An 18594-nucleotide genomic window follows, 5' to 3' on the forward strand; every position below is an offset into this window, starting at 1 on the left:
AGGCGTCCCCCTCGCTCCTACAGAAAGCACAGCGTTTCACAGAGGTTTTTGAAATGAATGTTTTGATCATTGGCAGCGGTGGCCGTGAACACGCCCTGGCCTGGAAAGTTGCCCAGGACCCACGGGTCCAGAAAGTCTTCGTCGCCCCCGGCAACGCCGGTACCGCCATCGAAGCCAAGTGCGAAAACGTCGCCATCGACGTACTGGCCCTTGAGCAACTGGCCGACTTCGCCGAGAAAAACGTCTCCCTGACCATCGTCGGTCCGGAAGTGCCATTGGTGGCGGGTGTTGTGGACCTGTTCCGCAGCCGCGGCCTGGATTGCTTCGGCCCTACCGCCGGCGCTGCCCAGCTGGAAGGCTCGAAAGCCTTCACCAAGGATTTCCTGGCGCGCCACAAGATCCCGACGGCCGACTACCAGAACTTCACCGAGATCGAGCCGGCCCTGGCCTACCTGCGTGAAAAAGGTGCGCCGATCGTGATCAAGGCCGATGGCCTGGCCGCCGGTAAAGGCGTGATTGTCGCCATGACCTTGCAGGAAGCCGAAGACGCCGTGCGTGACATGCTCGCCGGCAATGCCTTTGGTGACGCCGGGTCGCGTGTGGTCATCGAAGAATTCCTCGACGGCGAGGAAGCCAGCTTTATCGTGATGGTCGACGGCAAGAACGTCCTGCCGATGGCCACCAGCCAGGACCACAAACGCGTCGGCGACGGCGACAGCGGCCCGAACACGGGCGGCATGGGTGCCTACTCCCCGGCCCCGGTGGTCACTGCCGACGTGCATCAGCGCGTGATGGACCTGGTGATCTGGCCGACCGTGCGCGGCATGGCCGACGAAGGCAATGTGTACACCGGCTTCCTGTACGCCGGCCTGATGATCGACAAAGCCGGCAACCCGAAAGTCATCGAGTTCAACTGCCGCTTCGGCGACCCGGAAACCCAACCGGTGATGCTGCGCCTGCAATCGAGCCTGGTGCTGCTGGTGGAAGCCGCCCTCGCCCAGGCCCTGGACAAGGTTGAAGCGCAGTGGGATCCACGTCCGAGCGTTGGCATCGTGCTGGCAGCCGGCGGTTACCCTGCCGACTACGCCAAGGGCGATGTGATTGAAGGCCTGGACGCGGCGGCCACCCTGGAAGGCAAGGTGTTCCATGCGGGCACCGCGCTCAAGGACGGCAAGGTCGTGACCGCCGGCGGCCGTGTGCTGTGCGCCACCGCAATGGGGGCCAGCGTCGACGCTGCACAGCAACAGGCGTACAAGCTGGCCGCGAAAATCGACTGGAAAGGCTGCTTCTACCGCACGGACATCGGCTACCGCGCCATTGCCCGTGAACGTGGCGAAAGCCAGTAACGCTAGCTATCCGTTCGGTTAGGCAAGGGCTTCTGGCCCTTGCCGTATACAGGCCTCCCCGCGCATAGTTAACCGTGCATCAACCTACGAAGGGATTTCGCCGTGCGCTGGCTCAGGATCGCCATAGGTTTCACTGTCAGTCTGCTGACGCTGCTCTGCCTGTTCCCGGCCCAGGCCGCCGCGCAAGGCAGTGGCTGGGCAGTATTGCTTGATGAACAGGCCGACCTGCAGCTGAGCGACATCCGCTCCTCACGCTACACCAATCAATTCAGCCCCATCGAGCTGGACCGCATTACCGCCGCGGAACCGGACGGCGCGTTGTGGGTACGTTTCAAGCTGCAACCCGGCAAGCACGAGCAAGTGCTGCGGGTATTCGCACCGGACCTGGCGCACCTGAGCCTCTATGTGCTGGACGGCGACACCCTGGTCGAACAACAAAGCAGCGGCACCCGCCAGCCCCAGGCGGAACGCCCGCTGCCCAGCAACGACTTCATGCTGCCGATGCCCCAGAGCCAAAAGACCCTCGACGTCTACCTGCGCCTGGTTTCGGAACACGAACTGCGCCCCTATATCACCTTGGAATCGGCCGTGCTGGCCGCCGCCGATCAGACCCAGACGTTGATCTACGGCCTGCTGTTCGGCTGCCTGCTGATGCTGATCCTGCACAACCTCACGCGCTTCGCTTACCACCGCTCGCGCAGCAGCCTGTGGCTGGCGGCCTGCGAACTGCTGCTGATGCTCAGCCTGGCGCTGCTGCTCAACCTGGTAGGCCCATGGCTGCCGAACTGGCACGCGGTCCAGACCCCAGGCGCCTACCTGGCCCTGCTGCTGACCGCCCCGTGCGGGCTGATGTTTGCCTATCGCTTCTTCATGCCCCTGGGTCCGCACCCGTTGAACAAACTATTGATGGCCGACATCCTGTTTATCGTGCTGTGCGGCCTGCTGTTGTTGTTCGTCAGTACCCTGCCGCTGAACATCATCACCTACGCGCTGGTGGCCTTGGCGGGCCTGAGCATGCTGTTTGTCTCGGCGTATCACTGGCAGAAAGGCTACCGCCCGGCGCGCTTGTTCGTGGCGGGCATGGTGGTGTTCAACATCGGCACGCTGATCATTCTCCCGGCCTTGCTGGGGCTGACGATGGTGTCGCCCCAAGATTTGATCGTCACATTGCTGGCCTTTATCTGTCTGAGCGGCCTGTTGATGAGCCTGGCCCTGGGCGAGCGCCAGCGCGCGATTGTCGAGGCCCGCTTCAGCCTCAGCCGCGACCTGGCCGCCAGCAATGCCGAGATCGCTGCCAAGGCCGAATTCCTGGCCAAGATCAGCCATGAAATCCGCACCCCCATGAACGGCGTGCTGGGGATGACCGAACTGCTGCTGGGTACGCCGCTGTCGGTGAAGCAGCGCGACTACGTACAAACCATCCACAGCGCCGGGAACGAACTGCTGACATTGATCAACGAGATCCTCGACATCTCCAAGCTCGAATCCGGGCAGATCGAGTTGGATGACGTGCAATTCGACCTCAATGCACTCATCGAGGATTGCCTGAGCATCTTCCGCGCCAAGGCCGAGCAGCAGAACGTCGAGTTGATCAGCTTCATCCAGCCCCAGGTACCCCGCGTCATCAGCGGCGACCCGACACGCCTGCGCCAGGCGCTGCTGAGCCTGCTGGAAAACGCCCTGCACAAAACCGACGAAGGCGAAGTGCTGATCGTCGTCGCCCTGGACGACCGCACCACCAATCCACGCCTGCGCATAGCCGTGCAGGACAGCGGCCTGCCAATGGAGGCCACCGAACGCGAGGCACTGCTGCACAGCGAACTGCACAGCAAGAACTTCCTCTCGGCCACCCGTTTGAGCGGCCACCTGGGCCTGGTGATCGCGCGCCAGTTGATCCTGTTGATGAACGGCGAGTTCGGCATCAAGAGCGGCAGCCATCAGGGCAGCACGTTATGGCTGACCCTGCCGCTGGACCCGGAACGCCTGGAACGCCCCACCTCGGACCTTGACGGCCCGCTCAAAGGCGCGCGCGTGCTGGTCGTGGACGACAACGATACGTGCCGCAAAGTGCTGGTGCAGCAGTGCTCGGCCTGGGGCCTGAATGTCAGCGCCGTACCGTCGGGTAAAGAGGCCTTGGCCTTGCTGCGCACCAAGGCGCACCTGCGCGATTACTTCGATGTGGTGCTGCTGGACCAGAACATGCCCGGCATGACCGGCATGCAACTGGCGGCGAAGATCAAGGAAGACCCGAGCCTGAACCACGACATCCTGCTGATCATGCTCACCGGCATCAGCAATGCGCCGAGCAAGATCATCGCGCGGAACTGCGGGATCAAACGCATCCTTGCCAAGCCGGTTGCCGGTTACACCCTCAAGACCACCCTGGCCGACGAGTTGACCCAGCGCAGCAAAGGTGGCGCGCAGCCCCGTCCGCCCCTCAGTGTTCCGGCGGCGGTGACCGTGCCCAGCGATTTCAGGATCCTGGTGGCCGAAGACAACAGCATCTCCACCAAAGTGATTCGCGGCATGCTCGGCAAGCTCAACCTCAACCCGGACACGGCCAGCAATGGTGAAGAAGCGCTGGAGGCGATGAAGGCCCAGCGTTATGACCTGGTGTTGATGGACTGTGAGATGCCGGTTCTCGATGGTTTCTCGGCCACCCAGCAACTGCGGGCGTGGGAAGTCAGCCACCAGCGCATTCGCACACCCGTGGTAGCGCTCACGGCGCATATTCTCTCGGAGCACAAAGAGCGCGCACGCCAGGCCGGCATGGACGGACATATGGCCAAGCCGGTGGAGTTGTCGCAGTTGCGTGAGCTGGTGGAATTCTGGGTGGCGCAGCGTCAACAGCGGCCTGAGCACGCCCCGTCCTGACTTGAAATGCTGTCCCCATGTGGGAGGGGGCTTGCCCCCGATGACGGTGGTTCGGCTACAGATAATCTGACTGTTACACCGCAATCGGGAGCAAGCCCCCTCCCACATTTGATCTCTGGCGCCTGATAGACTCTCCACACTTTCCCCGCCCGCGAGCCACTCCCATGCTCCACGTGTTATTCAGCGTTTACCTGAAGATGCTGGTGCTCTACAGCCCGTTCTTCGTGCTGTCCTGCTTTATCAGCCTGACACGTGGTTATTCGAGCAAAGAGCGGCGACGCCTGGCCTGGAAAGTGGCGCTGGCAACCCTGGTGTCGAGCGTGTTGCTCTACCTGTTCGGCCGGGTGATCTTCAGCGTGTTCGGCATCACCGTTGACGCCTTCCGCATCGGCGCCGGCAGTGTGCTGTTTATCTCCGCCCTGGGCATGGCCCAAGGCAAATCGGCGGTGCAGACCGACAACGTGCAGCAGGACGTGACCATCGTGCCGCTGACCATCCCTCTCACCGTCGGCCCCGGCACCATCGGTGCACTGCTGGTCATGGGCGTCAGCCAGCCGCACTGGGATGACAAGATCACCGCCATTCTCAGCATCGCCCTGGCCAGCCTCACGGTCGGCGTGGTGCTGTACCTGTCCAACCGTATCGAACGGATTCTCGGTGACCAGGGCTTGCAGATTGTCAGTCGTTTGATGGGATTGTTCGTGTGTGCCCTCGCCGCGCAGATCATCTTTACTGGGGTGCGCGGCTACCTGGTGCCTTAGATGCGGTATTTGGCAATCGCCGACTGCACCTTGTCGCCCGCACTCTCACGCATCAGTCGGATGGTTTTTTCGTTGACCACCGAGGTATTCAGCACCAGGCAGGTCTGCCCGCTGAAAGCCTCGAACTGGGTACTGTCCCATTCCAGAAAAGGCAGCCCAACCTGCTTGCTCACGCCATGGGTGCTGTAAGTCACCAGCACCATCGTCAATTCGCCGTCCGTTTCGGCGCATGACGCCAGGCCAAAATCACCGCCCTCGTGCACGCTGCTATTGCGCTTGAACAGCTCGAAGGATGCCGGCTGCTGCTTCAGGGCCTCCAGCGCATCAGCGGCCAGTTTGGGCAGTGCAGTGAGCAACGGCCCGGTCAGTGACGTCGACGCCAACAGGCTGGCGATGATGTTCAGCGCCGCAAGTTGCACCGTCAGGCCCTTGCCGGAGCTTGAAACCCGCTCGAAACGACTGCGCACCGGCAGCCAACCCAAACCGATCATCACTTTGATGAATTCGTCGTACCAGGCCTCGGTACCTCGGTGGATTTTCAATACATCGCTGACATAGCTGCTGGCCAGCAGATAGCTTTTACGGATGTATTCCCGGTTCAGCCCGGACAGCCCCTCGGCAAACGAAATCACACCGTTGTTGACCACCGCCGCGTTGCAGTCGTCCTCCGTGTCGAGGGGCAATGAGGGCTGCGCACCTGACGCCCTCGGTAATGTGTAGGCAGCAATCAACTTGCGCCGTTTTGTATTGTTGATCCTTCTGTGATGTCGCTCCATTTTCAGTTCTCCACAAACACCCCGACTCGGGGCTTGTGTCCACACTAGTCCAGCCACCGGCGGCTCTTCCATGCCACAAACATCGCTTGCCGGCACACGGCAAAAACCCCTGCCCAGCAATGACGGGGTGCTCCTCGAACCCTTCCGGTTTTCGTGGCCAAAAAAAGAAAAAGCCCCGAGCGACAATAGGCAACCACCCATTGTCATTCGGAGCTTTCGTGCAGCCGCCCAGGCGTTTTCAGGAGGCGGGTTTGGCACCGTACCAGCGCGGGGTGTACACCCATTCACCGCCACCGGCGCGAGGGAATGTGCAGGTGGTGGATGAGCCGATCAGCACCATGGTGCGCATGTCCACCTGGTCTGGCGTGAGGTGCCCCAGGGTGGTGACGCGCAGGGTCTGGCCGGGGCGACCGATATCGCGGCCCAGCACCACCGGGGTTTCAGGCGTGCGGTGTTGCGCGACGATTTCCAGGGCGCGCCCCAGCTGCCAAGGCCGCGAACGCGAGATCGGGTTGTAGAACGCCAGCGCCAGGTCGGCCTGGGACGCGAGGTCCAGGCGCTTTTCGATAATCGACCAGGGTTTGAGGTTGTCCGACAGCGACATCACGCAGAAGTCATGGCCCAGCGGCGCACCGGCCTGGGCGGCGGTGGCCAGGGAGGCCGAGACGCCCGGCAGGATTTCCAGCTCGACCTGATGCCACGCCGGATCGCCAGACTCGTGCAACGCCTCGATCACCGCCGCCGCCATGGCGAAGACGCCCGGGTCGCCGGACGACACCACCACCACCGAACGGCCCTGGGCGGCCAGCTCAAACGCATGGCGGGCGCGTTGCATCTCTTCGCGGTTATCGGTGCAGTGCTGCACCTGGTCGTTACGGAACGGCCCGGCCATGCGCACATACGTTTCGTAGCCCAGCACATCGGTGCAGCGCGCGAGTTCGGCCTTTACCGCCGGCACCATCAACTCGGCGGCGCCAGGGCCCAGGCCGATCACGGCAAGGCGACCACGGCGGCGACCGACCTGGGCCAGGTCCAAAGGCTGCTCGGCAACACTGATGACGATGTCTGCACTTGGCGCCACGTCGGCAAACCGCAGCGGCACCCCCAACTGCAACGCCGCTTCATGCAGCGACGCTTCGGCCATCTGCCTATCGCTGGCCAACAGGCACGCCAGGGATTGCACGGCGATGCCCGCCTCGTGCAACGCCGTGCGGACACGCTCCGCCAACTGCGCACCCGGCCTGCAGGTCACGCACACAGTCTTCGGATAGATCAGCAACTCGTTGGCGGCAGGCACACGCTCGGCACTGCCCACGTGAATGGCTAAATGCGCCTGCTGGTCCTGGGGCAAATTCGCCTGATCCAACCACGGCGCCGCACCTTCGATGCGCACGCTTTCGCCGGCCAGCAGGTCGGACACGAAGCGCTTGCCCAGCTCCAGGTCCGCCAGCTCATAACCCGCCGGCGGGTTGAGCAGGCAGGTACCGAAACGCAGCTCGCCACTGGTGGTGATCGCCGCAGCAACGCCCAGTACCGCTGCGATGTCCCGCGCCATGACGTTCACACCACCCAGGCCACCGAGCAACGGCACCACGGCGCTGCCGTCTTCCGCCACGGCCAGCACGGCGGGTTCTTCGCCTTTCTCCAGCAGCAGCGGCGCCAGTGTGCGGATCACGATGCCGGCCGCACACAGGGCAATCAGCGGCGTGCCTTGCTGGTACAGCTGACGCAGGGTCGCGCCAAATTCGCTGTAAGACTGGTCTGCACCCTCAACTCGACCCGCCAGGCCGTGGATCAGTGCGCCAGGGTAAGCCTGCTGAATCCTGCGCGCGGTGGCCAGGCTGCCCTGGCCCAGAATGACAATCGCCGGGTTCATCAACCTTGCCACCTTTCACCCGGCACGATGATCAGCGAGAAGTACGGCGAAGACATCGGCTGCACCTGGTCCAGCGGCACGATTTTCTGGTTGGCCATGGTCGCGCGCTCTACATACAGCGCGCGCTCGGCCAGGCCGAGCTCTTCGAGTACCTGGCGCACCTTGGGGAAATTGCGCCCCAGCTTCATGATCACCGCAGCGTCGGCATCTGCCAGGCGGCGCTTGAGGTCTTCGTGAGGCAACACGCCCGAGAGCACCGAGAGACTCTGGTTGCGATACACCAACGGCGCGCCGAGTACGGAGGCGCCGCCGAGCATCGAGCACACACCTGGGATGACCTGGGCTTCGTAGCGCTCGGCCAGACGGTCATGCAAATACATATAGGAGCCGTAGAAGAACGGGTCGCCTTCACAGATCACCGCCACATCGCGACCGGCGTCCAGGTGCGCGGCCACATCGACACTGGCGGTGTCGTAGAAGTCGCTGATCACTTGCTCATAGGACAACGGCGCCGGCAGCGCTTCGGTGGTCACCGGGTACACCAGCGGCATCAGGGTTTGCTGTGGTACCAGGTGGTCTTCGATGATGCCGAAGGCGTTGCCCTTCTTGCCCTTGGCCACGAAATACGCCACCACCGGTGATTCGCGCAGCAGGCGCAGGGCCTTGACCGTAATCAGTTCCGGATCACCGGGGCCGACGCCCAGGCCGATCAAACGTCCGCGTGCCGGCATTATTCGACCTCCGTGGCGAGCGCATTCACCGCAGCGGCGGCCATGGCACTGCCGCCCAGGCGGCCCTGCATGATCACGAACGGTACGCCACGGCTGTCCGCCGCCAGCATGGCCTTGGATTCGGCCGCGCCGACAAAGCCGACCGGGAAGCCGAGGATCAACGCCGGTTTCGGCGCACCGGCATCCAGCATCTCGAGCAGGTAGAACAACGCCGTCGGCGCGTTGCCGATCACTACCACGCTGCCTGCCAGGTGCGGACGCCACAACTCCAGGGCGGCAGCGGAACGGGTGTTGCCCAGCTCCCGCGCCAACTCCGGCACGCTGTCGTCGCGCAGGGTGCAGATCACTGGGTTATTGGCGGGCAGGCGCGCACGGGTCACGCCTTCGGAGACCATCCGCGCATCACACAGAATCGGCGCGCCAGCGGCCAGCGCATCGCGCCCGGCCTTACCCGCACCTTCGGAGAACTGCAGGCCGTCGATGGCCTCGACCATGCCGCACGCATGAATCACCCGCACCGCGAGTTTCTCCAAATCAGCCGGGATACGCTCCAAGTTGGCTTCCGCGCGAATAATGGCGAAGGAGTTGCGATAGATCTCCTGACCGTCGCGGATGTAATCAATCATCGGTGTTGCTCCGTGGGTGAGCGCGCAGCAAGGCGCCCGCCGCTTCAATGGAAAGAGTGCGCGCGTGCAGCCGGCCGAAACCGGGGTGGGCTGCCTCGCGAAAATAGAGGTCGTAGTGGCCGGGGCTCACCGCCAGCAAGGTGACCGGCGCAACGTGCGCGGCGGCGCAGGAGCGCGAGCAGCCGGACAGGTGCACGTCATGGCCGGGATGCAACGCGGCCAGTTGCACGGCGTCGGCCTTGGTGTCGGCGAGGGCCTTGGCGCAACCGCTGGAGCCGGTGCAGGCGATCATGTGCGCCAGGGGTTGGTCGACTGAGCAGAGAAAGCCCAATTGCGTCAGGCGTTGGGTCACGGCGTGAGGTTTTTCGACGTTGGGCAGTAGCACACCTTGCCAAGGGGTGAAGCGCAATGTGCCGTCGCCATGTTCGTTGGCGAGTTGCGCGACGCCCTTGAGCATCGTCGAATCCAGGCGCCCCAAGGGTGCGATGGCAGCGACGTAGAATTGATTTTTCTGAGCCTGTGGATAACTCCCGAGGTGCAGCAAAGCGCCGCTGGGCGGGCGTTTGAAGCCGTCGACCGGCAGCAGCGAGAGACTGAGGCGGCTCAGCAACTTATCCACAGCCAGATGGCGCATGCGGGTTTGCTCTGGGGTGGCGAGGTCAAGAAACGCCTCCAGCACCGCCACCACCAACCCATGACCCTGCTCCAGCGGCACGGCGGCCAACGGCGCATCCAGCCCTGGACACCCTGCCAGGCCGAACGCGAGGAGCGTCTCGCCATTGCGTACGAACGCCGACAGCCACAGATCATGATGATGTTCGAGCATCGCCAGGGCTTCGCCGCCATCCAGTTGCACGGCGAACTTGGCCGACAGCTCATGGAAACGCGGATGATTTTGCAAGGTGGCGAGGATCTGCTCGGCCAGCGGCCGGGTGTCGAACAGCATCTGCGGATCGATACCGGCGCTGGGGCTGAGCATCAGGTTGCGTACGTCGTCGCCAGCAGCGTTACTCGGGCCCAGGTCGGCGGCCAGCAGCATGGCAATCAAGGCGTCTTGCTCGGCACCGATCCCACGTATTTGCAGGTTGGCGCGGTTGGTCGCCTCGATCACCCCGCCCGCGTAGGCCTGGGCCGCATCCGCCACGGCATGGGCCTGGGCGGCGCTGATCGAGCCACCGGCCAATTTGATCCGGCAAATGCCGCCATCCAACGCCTGGACGATACGCAGCAACCCCGGACAAGCCGAGGGGCGCAAGGTATTCACAGCGGGCGTTGGGTTCACGGGGCTACCGGTTGACGGGTAAAGGCGCGGTATTATGCCTGCTTTGTCCGGCGGCATGAAAAGCCTGCCCGTCGGATGTCGCTCAAGGAATTGATATGTCGCCCTGGCTGACGGTTGTAGGCATCGGTGAAGACGGCTTCAAGGGGCTGGGCAGGAATGCCCGGCATGCCCTGTTGCGCGCTTCGCGGATTATAGGTGGCCAGCGCCAGTTGGACCTGTTGCCGGTGTGTATTCGCGGTGAGCGCCAGGTGTGGCCGAGCCCATTCTCCCTGGAGCCGGTACTGGCGCGGCGTGGCGAACCTGTGTGTGTGCTGGCCAGTGGCGATCCGATGTTCTATGGCGTGGGCGCCAGCCTGGCGCGGCAGGTGGCGGCTGAAGAACTGCTGATTTTGCCGGCGCCGTCGTCGGTGTCATTGGCGGCGGCGCGGTTGGGCTGGCCGTTGCAGGAGGTGGTGACGCTGTCCGTAGTGGCCCGGCCGGCGGCGGCGATCAATGCGCATCTGGCCACAGGTGTGCGTTTATTGGTACTGAGTAATGACGGCGGCAGTCCCGCGTTGATTGCTTCGTTGTTGGCTGAATCCGGGTTTGGGCCCAGCCGATTGACCGTGTTTGAACACCTGGGCGGCGCGGATGAGCGGCGCATCGACGGTTTGGCTGAGGATTGGCAACACGCCTCGGTCGCCGATTTGAACCTGGTCGCCATCGACTGCCTGGCTTCCAACGACACACCACGTCTGTCGCGCCTCGCTGGCTTGCCCGATTCCGCCTTCCAGCACGACGGCCAATTGACCAAGCGCGACGTCCGCGCCATGACCCTCGCCCGCCTCGCCCCGATGCCCGGCGAACTGCTGTGGGACGTGGGCGCGGGCAGTGGCTCCATCGGTATCGAATGGATGCGCGCCCATCCGAGCTGCCGCGCATTGGCGATTGAAGCAGACGAAGGCCGCCAGGGCCTTATTGAACACAACCGCGACGCCCTCGGCGTGCCCGGTTTGCAACTGATTCGCGGCAAGGCCCCGGACGCGTTGCACGGCCTTACAGCACCCGACGCCATCTTCATCGGCGGCGGCGTCACCCGCGACGGCGTACTCGACACCTGCTGGCAACACCTGCGCCCCGGCGGTCGATTGGTGGCCAATGCCGTCACCCTGCAAAGTGAAATGACCTTGATGAACTGGCGCGCGGAACACGGCGGCGAACTGACGCGCATCCATGTGGCCCAGGCGCAGCCGTTGGGGGAGTTCGATACATGGCGCCAGGCGCTGCCGATCACATTGCTGGAAGTGGTCAAGCCGCGATGAAACGCATCCTGCTGCTGGGCGGTGTGACCGAAGCACTGGCTATCGCGCGCACCTTGGGGCCGGCGCATATCTACAGCCTGGCGGGTGTGGGGCGTGTGCCGACCGATCTCACCTGCCAGGTGCGTGTCGGCGGTTATGGTGGTGCCGAAGGGTTGGCGCAGTTTGTTCGCGACGAACAGGTCAGCCTGATCCTCGACGCGACCCATCCATATGCGGCGCAGATCAGCCGCAATGCCGCCGAGGCTGCACGGTTGAGCGGTGTGCCCTGTTGGGCATTGCGTCGCCCCGCGTGGCAACCGCAGGCCGGCGATGACTGGCGAGAGGTCAGTGACTGGGCTGAATTGATCGAGGCTTTGAAACCCTTCAAGCGTCCATTGTTCACCTTGGGCCGCGAGCCGTTGCAGCACCTTGATGAAATCCCGCCCGAGCAGTTCTGGACGCTGCGCGCGCTGGATGTGTATCCGGGGAATGAGCGGTGCGAAGTGATTGGCGCGCGCGGGCCGTTTCTGCTTGAAGATGAACGCGCGTTGTTTGAACGGCGTGGGATTGATGTGCTGATCAGCAAGAACAGTGGCAGTACCGCCACCGAGCCGAAGCTGGAAGTGGCGCGGGAACGAGGGGTGCCGGTGTTGGTGTTGAAGCGGCCGGTATTGGCTGTGGTGGATCGGGAGTTCGCCACAGTGGTGGCGGTCTTACAGGCAATCCAATCTCCCTGAACAACACAGTTCAAATGTGGGAGGGGGCAAGCCCCCTCCCACACTTGAACTGCGTTGTTAGCTGCTCGCGGCGGACACCTGCCCAACGCCGCGGTGTACCCGATCAGCCAACAACTGCGCCAGTTCGATCAACTGCGCAACGCCAAGCAACTCCTCGCGTTTCGAACCTTCCAGGTCAAACGCCAGATCGCAGCTCAGCGCATTGGCCGAGGCGAGTGTTTCGCTGAGGTTGACCAGCAGGTCTTCGGTGCTGATGCCATCTGTCACGGTGAACAGCCGGACGGGGGGATTTGGGGTGGGTTTGATCATTGTGAAGCGCCTTAATCTAAGTGGAGCTGCCACTGATCGCCGCGATGCGATGGGGGTGGCAGCTGTGCGCAGGTTCGCGGACCGGAGATTAAGGAAGCCGGCATACCCGAAGGTATCCCGCGCACAGCCACCATAGCGCCACACAGTAGACGATAAAAAAGCGTCAACTGAAAGGAGGCAATGCTTAATCAATCCGGGCCGCGACGCCCGTCCGCTGAGTTTTCAGCGGTGTCCGGAGACTAGAGATTGAGTTTCCTACCGGCAACCTCAAAGAGTTGTCGGAAGTTTCTGTGGAACGAATTCATATTCGGGCTGCGCGGCGGATCAAGGAGAATTTACCTACATGCGTAACGGAACCCGCTGACTACCTAGAACCGCATACCCTTGGCGATGATCCTCGACGCTTTGTCCTACGGCGTAAACATGAGGTTCACATGACTAACAAACCCCGTACGCAGCACCTGACTCGACCTGCTGAAAGCACAATTATCGAGCACATAATCGCGAACCCAGAGTTCGCGCACGCGCTAAGCCTTGAGGCCGACGAACTAAAATTGGATGAACCCGAAGTCGCAGCTCGATTAAACCAATGGCTGGAAAAAGCCCAATACCTATCTGACAGAAAGACAACGTTCACAGTTTTCGACGCTGCTGACCATCTCCACACACAAGAAGATATGGATGCTTTCCTTGAGGCCTGTATCGAAGAAGACCCAGGCGATGGCTCATTGATCAAAGTGGCGCGAGCCGACATTGCCCGCGCGACTCTCAGGCTCAACGCCAAGCAATAGCCAAACACAATCCAAAATGTGGGAGGGGCGTTGACTTGAAGATCGGCATCCCCTCGATTCCCCGTCTATCCTCAAACCCAGCACTGCGACACCAAACCACACCACTACTTTTTACTTATCCCCCCCGATCAGGCTAAATACCCGCCTGATCGTTTAACCCTACGGATTGTCCGCCATGGCCCGTCAACGCTTTGCAATTGCCTGGATCGCCTGCCTTGCAGTGCTGTTCAATGCCTTTGCCATGCCGATGGCCAGTGCGATGCAACAATCCAAGAACCCCATGCAGCAATTGCTGTGGGGCAGTTTCTGTTCGTCCAATGGCGCCAGCCTGAAGACCATTGCCCTGGGCAAGCTGGAAATCCCGGCGCCGCAGCAGGACGATCATTCCACCATGCAGCATTGCTGGTGTTGCTCCGGCTCGGCGCCGTTGGTGGCGTTGCCGGGGCATGTGCCGCAGTTGTATCTCACGCGATTTGAGACGGTACAGCGTCAACCACACCCCCCATTGCAAACCCCCACCCCGCGCCAGCAGTGGCCGAGCCTTAACCCCCGCGCCTCTCCAACGGCTTGATCGTCTTCGCAAGTGAACTGCGTTTAGAACCGTTCTGGAGAACTGCCATGCTTAAATCTTCCCTGCTTCTGGCTGCGTTGCTGCTGCCGGTGTTCAGTGCTGCCAATGCCGAAGACTACAAGGCCGGCGACCTGCTGGTCAGCGATCCCTGGTCCCAGGAGTTGCCGCCGAATGCGCCGACCGTCGCCGCGTATTTCGTGATTCATAACACCGGCGCGAACCCGGATCGCCTGCTCAGTGCCGACACGCCGGTGGCGGACAAGGCCGAGCTGCATGAGCATGTGATGCAGGGCGACTTGATGAAGATGCAGCAAGTCCCCAGCGTTGCCGTACCGGCCAAGGGTGACCTGACCTTCGCGCCCATGGCGTATCACGTGATGTTGCTGGGCCTCAAGGACCGCAGCTTGCTGGCCGATGGCAAGCAATTCCCACTGACCCTGACCTTTGAAAAAGCCGGCAAGGTCGAGGTGGAAGTGTCGGTACAGAAAGTACCGCCGATGGCCGGCCACGAGCACAAACACCCTCAATAGACTGACTCCAGATGGGCGCCCCCCGCGCCAGGTTATCTCCACACCACCGCGTGATGCGCGGCAGTTGGATCAGCCTGTTCGCCATGCTGATGATCTTTATCGGTCCGCTGATTTCCCAAGCGATGCCGATGGACCATCACGCCGGTATGCCGATGGAAATGTCCATGGACATGCCCGGCGAGCATGGCGAAGGCCACCACCCTAAAGCACCCGACGAACATCACGCACTCTGGGCCAAGTGCGGTTATTGCGACCTGCTGTTCAGTTGCCCGGCCCTGCCTGGCAGCGTGTCATTCGTGGCCATCGGTACCCCGCCGCCGGCCAATGCCCTCACCCCCCACCCGCGCCTCGGCCATGCCCGGCAGAGCATTTTCCCCGGCGCGCGCAGCCGCGCCCCGCCCATCGCCTCGTAAGCACCTGACACCGTTACTTCACCCCGGCCGACTTTAGACAGACAGCCGCAGGCTGCTGGCCGTGTTGTTTACGATTGATTGATGGAATTTGTCATGTCCAGGTTTACTGCTGACTCCCGTTTGGGAAGTACTTCTGTGCTCGCTGCCCTATGCGGCGCCCTGCTCGCCCCCCACGCTCAGGCCGATGAGCACGCCGAACATGAGCTGACGCCCACGGTGATCACCGCGATCGCGCCCAGCTCGCCGCTGACCGTGATTACCAACCCCAAGGACCCGCGCCAACCGGTGCCCGCCAGCGATGGCGGCGACTACCTCAAGACCATCCCCGGCTTCGCCCTGGTACGCAACGGCGGCACCAATGGCGACCCGGTGCTGCGCGGCATGTTCGGCTCACGCCTGAACATCCTCACCAACGGCAGCATGATGCTCGGCGCCTGCCCCGGCAGGATGGATGCACCGACCTCGTACATTTCGCCGGAAACCTACGACAAGCTCACCGTGATCAAAGGCCCGCAGACCGTACTCTGGGGCCCGGGCGCGTCGGCCGGCACCGTCCTGTTCGAGCGCGAACCGGAGCACTTCGGTGAACTCGGCACGCGGCTCAATGCCAGTGTATTGGCCGGTTCCAACGGGCGCTTCGACAAGGTCATCGATGCCGCCGCTGGCGGGCCGCTGGGCTATGTGCGGGTAATCGGTAACCAGGCCCATGCCGATGACTACAAGGACGGCAACAACGACACCGTCGCCTCGCGTTACGACAAGTGGAATGGCGACGTTGCCGTCGGCCTCACCCCGGATGCCGACACCCTGCTGGAGCTCACCGCCGGCCGTGGCGACGGCGAAGCGCGTTACGCCGGGCGCGGCATGGACGGCTCGCAGTTCCTGCGCGAAAGCCTGGGCCTGCGCTTCGAGAAATCGAATATCGGCGAAGTGCTGGATAAGGTCGAAGCCCAGGTCTACTACAACTACGCCGACCACGTGATGGACAACTACAGCCTGCGCACGCCCTCGGGCACCGGGATGATGGCCGGGCCCATGGCCTCCAACGTCGACCGCCGCACCCTCGGCGCGCGCATCAAGGCCACCTGGCGTTGGGCCGACGTGCAACTGATCAGCGGCCTGGATGCACAGACCAACGAGCATCGCCAACGCAGCAGCATGGGCATCGACACCTACAAGGATTTGCCCAAGGTCAAGGACGCCAACTTCCACAACTACGGCGTGTTCGGCGAACTCACCTGGTACGCCGCCGACCGTGACCGCCTGATCACCGGCGCGCGCCTGGACCGCGCCTCGGCCAAGGACTTCCGCCAGACCACCGGTTCCGGCATGAGCGCACGCGCCAACCCGACCGCCGACGACACCCGCGCCGATACCCTGCCCTCGGGCTTTATGCGCTACGAGCACGACCTGGCCGACAGCCCGACCACGCTCTATGCCGGCCTGGGCCACTCGGAACGCTTTCCGGATTACTGGGAGCTGTTCTCGCCCAACACCGGTGCAGTCGGTTCAGTCAACGCCTTCGACGGCGTGAAGCCGGAGAAAACCACCCAGCTCGACTTCGGCGCGCAGTACAAAGCCGACAACCTCGAAGCCTGGGCCTCGGGCTACGTCGGCCAGGTGCGTGACTTCATCCTGTTCGACTACCGGCCGGGGATGATGGGCACCACCTCCCAGGCACGCAATGTGGACGCGCGCATCATGGGCGGCGAACTGGGCGCGGCCTACACGCTGACGCAACACTGGAAGGCCGACGCCACCCTCGCCTACGCCTGGGGCAAGAACAGCAGCGACGGCAAGGCCCTGCCGCAAATGCCGCCGCTGGATGCACGTTTCGGCCTGACCTACAGCGAGGACGACTGGAGCGTCGGCGCCCTGTGGCGGGTGGTGGCGGCGCAAAACCGCATCGACCAGAACAAGGGCAACGTGGTCGGCAAGGACTACGACAAGAGCGGCGGCTTTGGCGTGTTCTCGCTGAATGGCGCGTATCGCATCAACAAAAACTTCAAGGTCAGCACCGGCGTCGACAACCTGTTCGGCAAAGCCTACGCCGAGCACTTGAACCTGGCCGGCAACGCCGGGTTCGGCTACCCGGCCAACGACCCGCAGGCCATCAAGGAGCCAGGTCGCACTCTGTGGACCAAGGTGGATATGAGCTTCTAAAAGCATCGGGGGCAAGCCCCCTCCCACAGTTGGAATGCATTCCACATGTGGGAGGGGGCTTGCCCCCGATGGCGGCCTGACCAACGACAAAAAATTAAGCTTTGCGGAGCATCCCTGATGACCACTCAAAAAGTTTCCTTCTACAACCTGGCCTGGCGCTGGCACTTCTACGCCGGCCTCTTCGTCGCCCCTTTCATGGTACTGCTGGCCCTGACCGGCATCATTTACCTGTTCAAGCCCCAACTCGACCCGCTGATGTACGGCGACCTGCTCAAGGTGCAAAGCGCCGAGCACGCACTGAGTGCCGACGAACAGTTGCAACGTGCCCAGGCGGCCTTTCCCCAGGGCAAGATCAGCAAGTACCTGCCACCCGTCGACGCCACCAGCAGCGCGCAGTTCGTGATGCACGACGGTGGTCGCGAAGTGACGGTGTTCGTCGACCCCTATCGCGGCACCGTACTCGGTGAGCAGGATGCGAAAAAAAACCTGCAAGCCATTGCCCGCGCCCTGCACGGCGAGTTGATGATCGGCACCGTCGGCGATCGCCTGGTGGAACTCGCTGCCGGTTGGGGTGTGATGCTGGTGGTGTCCGGCCTGTACCTGTGGTGGCCGCGCGGCAAGACGTCGGCCGGCGTGCTGTGGCCACGTTTCAATACCCGTGGCCGCGTGTTCTGGCGTGATCTGCATGCCGTCGCAGGTTTCTGGGGCGCGGCGTTTTTGCTGGTGATGCTGCTCAGCGGCATGACCTGGACCGGCTTCTGGGGCAAGCAATACGCCGACCTGTGGAACACCTTCCCGGCGGCGATGTGGAACAACGTGCCGCAGTCCGACCAACAGGCGCGCGTGCTCAACACCGCGACGCAACAGACCGTGCCCTGGGCCATGGAAAATACGCCGATGCCGATGTCCGGCGATCATGCCGAACACATGAAGCACGGCGCCATGCACGCCGCTCCCGCAGCCCCCACCGTCAGCCTGCAACACGTGGTTGACCTGGCCAACGCACGCAAGGTCGAGCCCGGCTACAGCATCACCGTCCCCACCACCGCCGAGGGCGTGTTCACTATCGCCGTGTTCGCCGACGACCCGCGCAACGACGCCACGCTGCACGTGGACCAATACACCGGCAAAGTCCTCGCCGATGTGCGCTGGGCGCACTACAACACCGTGGCGCGGGCCACCGAGACCGGCGTAATGCTGCACGAGGGCAAGATGTTCGGCTGGGTGAACCAACTGATCGTGCTGCTGATCTGCCTGATGATCCTGCTCAGCGCCGTAAGCGGTGTGGTGATCTGGTGGAAGCGCCGTCCCCAGGGCGGCCTGGGTGTTCCGCCGTTGCGTCACGACCTGCCGAAGTGGAAAACCGCGATGGTGATCATGCTCGGGCTGGCGATCATTTTCCCGCTGGTGGGCGCCTCGTTGATCGTGATCTGGGCACTGGATCGCCTGGTGTTGTCGCGGCTGTTTACGCAACGTCAATCCACCACAGGTTCGACATAAACCGGGTGAGATGCCCTGGCACTGAACA

General features: G+C 63.0%; 17 protein-coding genes. 11 read left to right on the top strand and 6 right to left on the bottom strand.

From position 1 onward, the window contains the following. The first annotated feature begins 53 nt into the window (after positions 1-53). The 3 genes from purD (at position 54) to FBY10_RS08430 (ending at position 4981) form a co-directional block, all read left to right on the top strand. Positions 54-1346, top strand: a complete 1293-nt coding sequence (purD, locus tag FBY10_RS08420; protein WP_053134606.1) for a phosphoribosylamine--glycine ligase — start codon at positions 54-56, stop codon at positions 1344-1346. 102 nt (positions 1347-1448) lie between these two features. Then, entirely contained in the window at positions 1449-4220 is a 2772-nt protein-coding gene (locus FBY10_RS08425) for a hybrid sensor histidine kinase/response regulator (RefSeq protein ID WP_131696715.1), read from the top strand. Positions 4221-4384: 164 nt separating this feature from the next. Then, entirely contained in the window at positions 4385-4981 is a 597-nt protein-coding gene (locus FBY10_RS08430) for a MarC family protein (protein WP_003217330.1), read from the top strand. Here FBY10_RS08430 and FBY10_RS08435 read toward each other — a convergent pair. The 5 genes from FBY10_RS08435 to cobG all read right to left on the bottom strand — a co-directional run bounded on the left by FBY10_RS08435 (position 4978) and on the right by cobG (position 10329). Next, positions 4978-5757: a hypothetical protein gene (locus FBY10_RS08435; RefSeq protein WP_145336071.1), complete on the bottom strand. Its 780-nt coding sequence runs from the start codon at positions 5755-5757 to the stop codon at positions 4978-4980. The genes FBY10_RS08430 and FBY10_RS08435 overlap by 4 nt on opposite strands. A 238-nt stretch (positions 5758-5995) precedes the next feature. After that, a complete protein-coding gene (gene cobJ, locus FBY10_RS08440) occupies positions 5996-7633 on the bottom strand; it encodes a precorrin-3B C(17)-methyltransferase (protein ID WP_145336069.1) in 1638 nt (545 codons plus the stop codon). Next, the gene (locus tag FBY10_RS08445; RefSeq protein ID WP_145336067.1) at positions 7633-8364 is read right to left on the bottom strand and encodes a precorrin-2 C(20)-methyltransferase; all 732 of its coding nucleotides are present in this window, start codon (positions 8362-8364) and stop codon (positions 7633-7635) included. The genes cobJ and FBY10_RS08445 overlap by 1 nt, the downstream gene beginning before the upstream one ends. Further along, positions 8364-8990, bottom strand: a complete 627-nt coding sequence (locus tag FBY10_RS08450; protein ID WP_131696719.1) for a precorrin-8X methylmutase — start codon at positions 8988-8990, stop codon at positions 8364-8366. The genes FBY10_RS08445 and FBY10_RS08450 overlap by 1 nt, the downstream gene beginning before the upstream one ends. Beyond that, a complete protein-coding gene (gene cobG / locus FBY10_RS08455; protein ID WP_131696720.1) occupies positions 8983-10329 on the bottom strand; it encodes a precorrin-3B synthase in 1347 nt (448 codons plus the stop codon). Before cobG ends, FBY10_RS08450 begins: the two co-directional genes overlap by 8 nt. Before the next feature lie 38 nt (positions 10330-10367). Here cobG and cbiE point away from each other — a divergent pair, with 38 nt between their 5' ends. Both cbiE and FBY10_RS08465 read left to right on the top strand, forming a co-directional pair. Continuing rightward, positions 10368-11573 (top strand): precorrin-6y C5,15-methyltransferase (decarboxylating) subunit CbiE, encoded by a 1206-nt coding sequence (gene cbiE, locus FBY10_RS08460; protein WP_145336065.1) that lies wholly within the window; start codon positions 10368-10370, stop codon positions 11571-11573. After that, on the top strand, positions 11570-12289 hold the full coding sequence (locus tag FBY10_RS08465) for a cobalt-precorrin-6A reductase (protein ID WP_145336063.1): 720 nt from the start codon (positions 11570-11572) through the stop codon (positions 12287-12289). Before cbiE ends, FBY10_RS08465 begins: the two co-directional genes overlap by 4 nt. Positions 12290-12346: 57 nt before the next feature. Here the strand turns inward: FBY10_RS08465 and FBY10_RS08470 are convergent, their stop codons facing one another. After that, positions 12347-12598, bottom strand: coding sequence for a DUF6124 family protein (locus FBY10_RS08470; RefSeq protein WP_145336061.1), 252 nt, complete (start codon positions 12596-12598; stop codon positions 12347-12349). Between the two features lie 434 nt (positions 12599-13032). Between FBY10_RS08470 and FBY10_RS08475 the strand changes: the two genes are divergently transcribed. The 6 genes from FBY10_RS08475 (at position 13033) to FBY10_RS08500 (ending at position 18566) form a co-directional block, all read left to right on the top strand. Next, entirely contained in the window at positions 13033-13389 is a 357-nt protein-coding gene (locus FBY10_RS08475; RefSeq protein ID WP_122309255.1) for a DNA-binding protein, read from the top strand. A gap of 175 nt (positions 13390-13564) precedes the next feature. Continuing rightward, positions 13565-13960 carry a DUF2946 domain-containing protein gene (locus FBY10_RS08480; protein ID WP_145336059.1) on the top strand — a complete coding sequence of 132 codons (396 nt, stop codon included), beginning with the start codon at positions 13565-13567 and terminating at the stop codon, positions 13958-13960. 47 nt (positions 13961-14007) lie between these two features. After that, positions 14008-14490 carry a copper chaperone PCu(A)C gene (locus tag FBY10_RS08485; RefSeq protein WP_145336056.1) on the top strand — a complete coding sequence of 161 codons (483 nt, stop codon included), beginning with the start codon at positions 14008-14010 and terminating at the stop codon, positions 14488-14490. Between the two features lie 11 nt (positions 14491-14501). Next, positions 14502-14903, top strand: a complete 402-nt coding sequence (locus FBY10_RS08490; RefSeq protein ID WP_145336054.1) for a DUF2946 domain-containing protein — start codon at positions 14502-14504, stop codon at positions 14901-14903. Between the two features lie 93 nt (positions 14904-14996). Further along, positions 14997-17066 (top strand): TonB-dependent copper receptor, encoded by a 2070-nt coding sequence (locus tag FBY10_RS08495; RefSeq protein WP_145336052.1) that lies wholly within the window; start codon positions 14997-14999, stop codon positions 17064-17066. Positions 17067-17183: 117 nt separating this feature from the next. After that, entirely contained in the window at positions 17184-18566 is a 1383-nt protein-coding gene (locus FBY10_RS08500) for a PepSY domain-containing protein (protein ID WP_145336050.1), read from the top strand. Positions 18567-18594 lie beyond the last annotated feature (28 nt).

The organism is Pseudomonas sp. SJZ103 (genome assembly GCF_007828335.1).
Classification (GTDB): domain Bacteria; phylum Pseudomonadota; class Gammaproteobacteria; order Pseudomonadales; family Pseudomonadaceae; genus Aquipseudomonas.

Coding starts and splice junctions, on each gene's coding strand:
- FBY10_RS08445 (WP_145336067.1), bottom strand. CDS start 8,364: ATGCCGGCACGCGGACGTTTGATCGGCCTGGGCGTCGGCCCCGGTGAT.
- FBY10_RS08430 (WP_003217330.1), top strand. CDS start 4,385: ATGCTCCACGTGTTATTCAGCGTTTACCTGAAGATGCTGGTGCTCTAC.
- FBY10_RS08435 (WP_145336071.1), bottom strand. CDS start 5,757: ATGGAGCGACATCACAGAAGGATCAACAATACAAAACGGCGCAAGTTG.
- FBY10_RS08475 (WP_122309255.1), top strand. CDS start 13,033: ATGACTAACAAACCCCGTACGCAGCACCTGACTCGACCTGCTGAAAGC.
- FBY10_RS08490 (WP_145336054.1), top strand. CDS start 14,502: ATGGGCGCCCCCCGCGCCAGGTTATCTCCACACCACCGCGTGATGCGC.
- FBY10_RS08500 (WP_145336050.1), top strand. CDS start 17,184: ATGACCACTCAAAAAGTTTCCTTCTACAACCTGGCCTGGCGCTGGCAC.
- FBY10_RS08470 (WP_145336061.1), bottom strand. CDS start 12,598: ATGATCAAACCCACCCCAAATCCCCCCGTCCGGCTGTTCACCGTGACA.
- FBY10_RS08450 (WP_131696719.1), bottom strand. CDS start 8,990: ATGATTGATTACATCCGCGACGGTCAGGAGATCTATCGCAACTCCTTC.
- cobJ (WP_145336069.1), bottom strand. CDS start 7,633: ATGAACCCGGCGATTGTCATTCTGGGCCAGGGCAGCCTGGCCACCGCG.
- FBY10_RS08495 (WP_145336052.1), top strand. CDS start 14,997: ATGTCCAGGTTTACTGCTGACTCCCGTTTGGGAAGTACTTCTGTGCTC.
- FBY10_RS08485 (WP_145336056.1), top strand. CDS start 14,008: ATGCTTAAATCTTCCCTGCTTCTGGCTGCGTTGCTGCTGCCGGTGTTC.
- FBY10_RS08465 (WP_145336063.1), top strand. CDS start 11,570: ATGAAACGCATCCTGCTGCTGGGCGGTGTGACCGAAGCACTGGCTATC.
- cobG (WP_131696720.1), bottom strand. CDS start 10,329: ATGCCGCCGGACAAAGCAGGCATAATACCGCGCCTTTACCCGTCAACC.
- cbiE (WP_145336065.1), top strand. CDS start 10,368: ATGTCGCCCTGGCTGACGGTTGTAGGCATCGGTGAAGACGGCTTCAAG.
- purD (WP_053134606.1), top strand. CDS start 54: ATGAATGTTTTGATCATTGGCAGCGGTGGCCGTGAACACGCCCTGGCC.
- FBY10_RS08480 (WP_145336059.1), top strand. CDS start 13,565: ATGGCCCGTCAACGCTTTGCAATTGCCTGGATCGCCTGCCTTGCAGTG.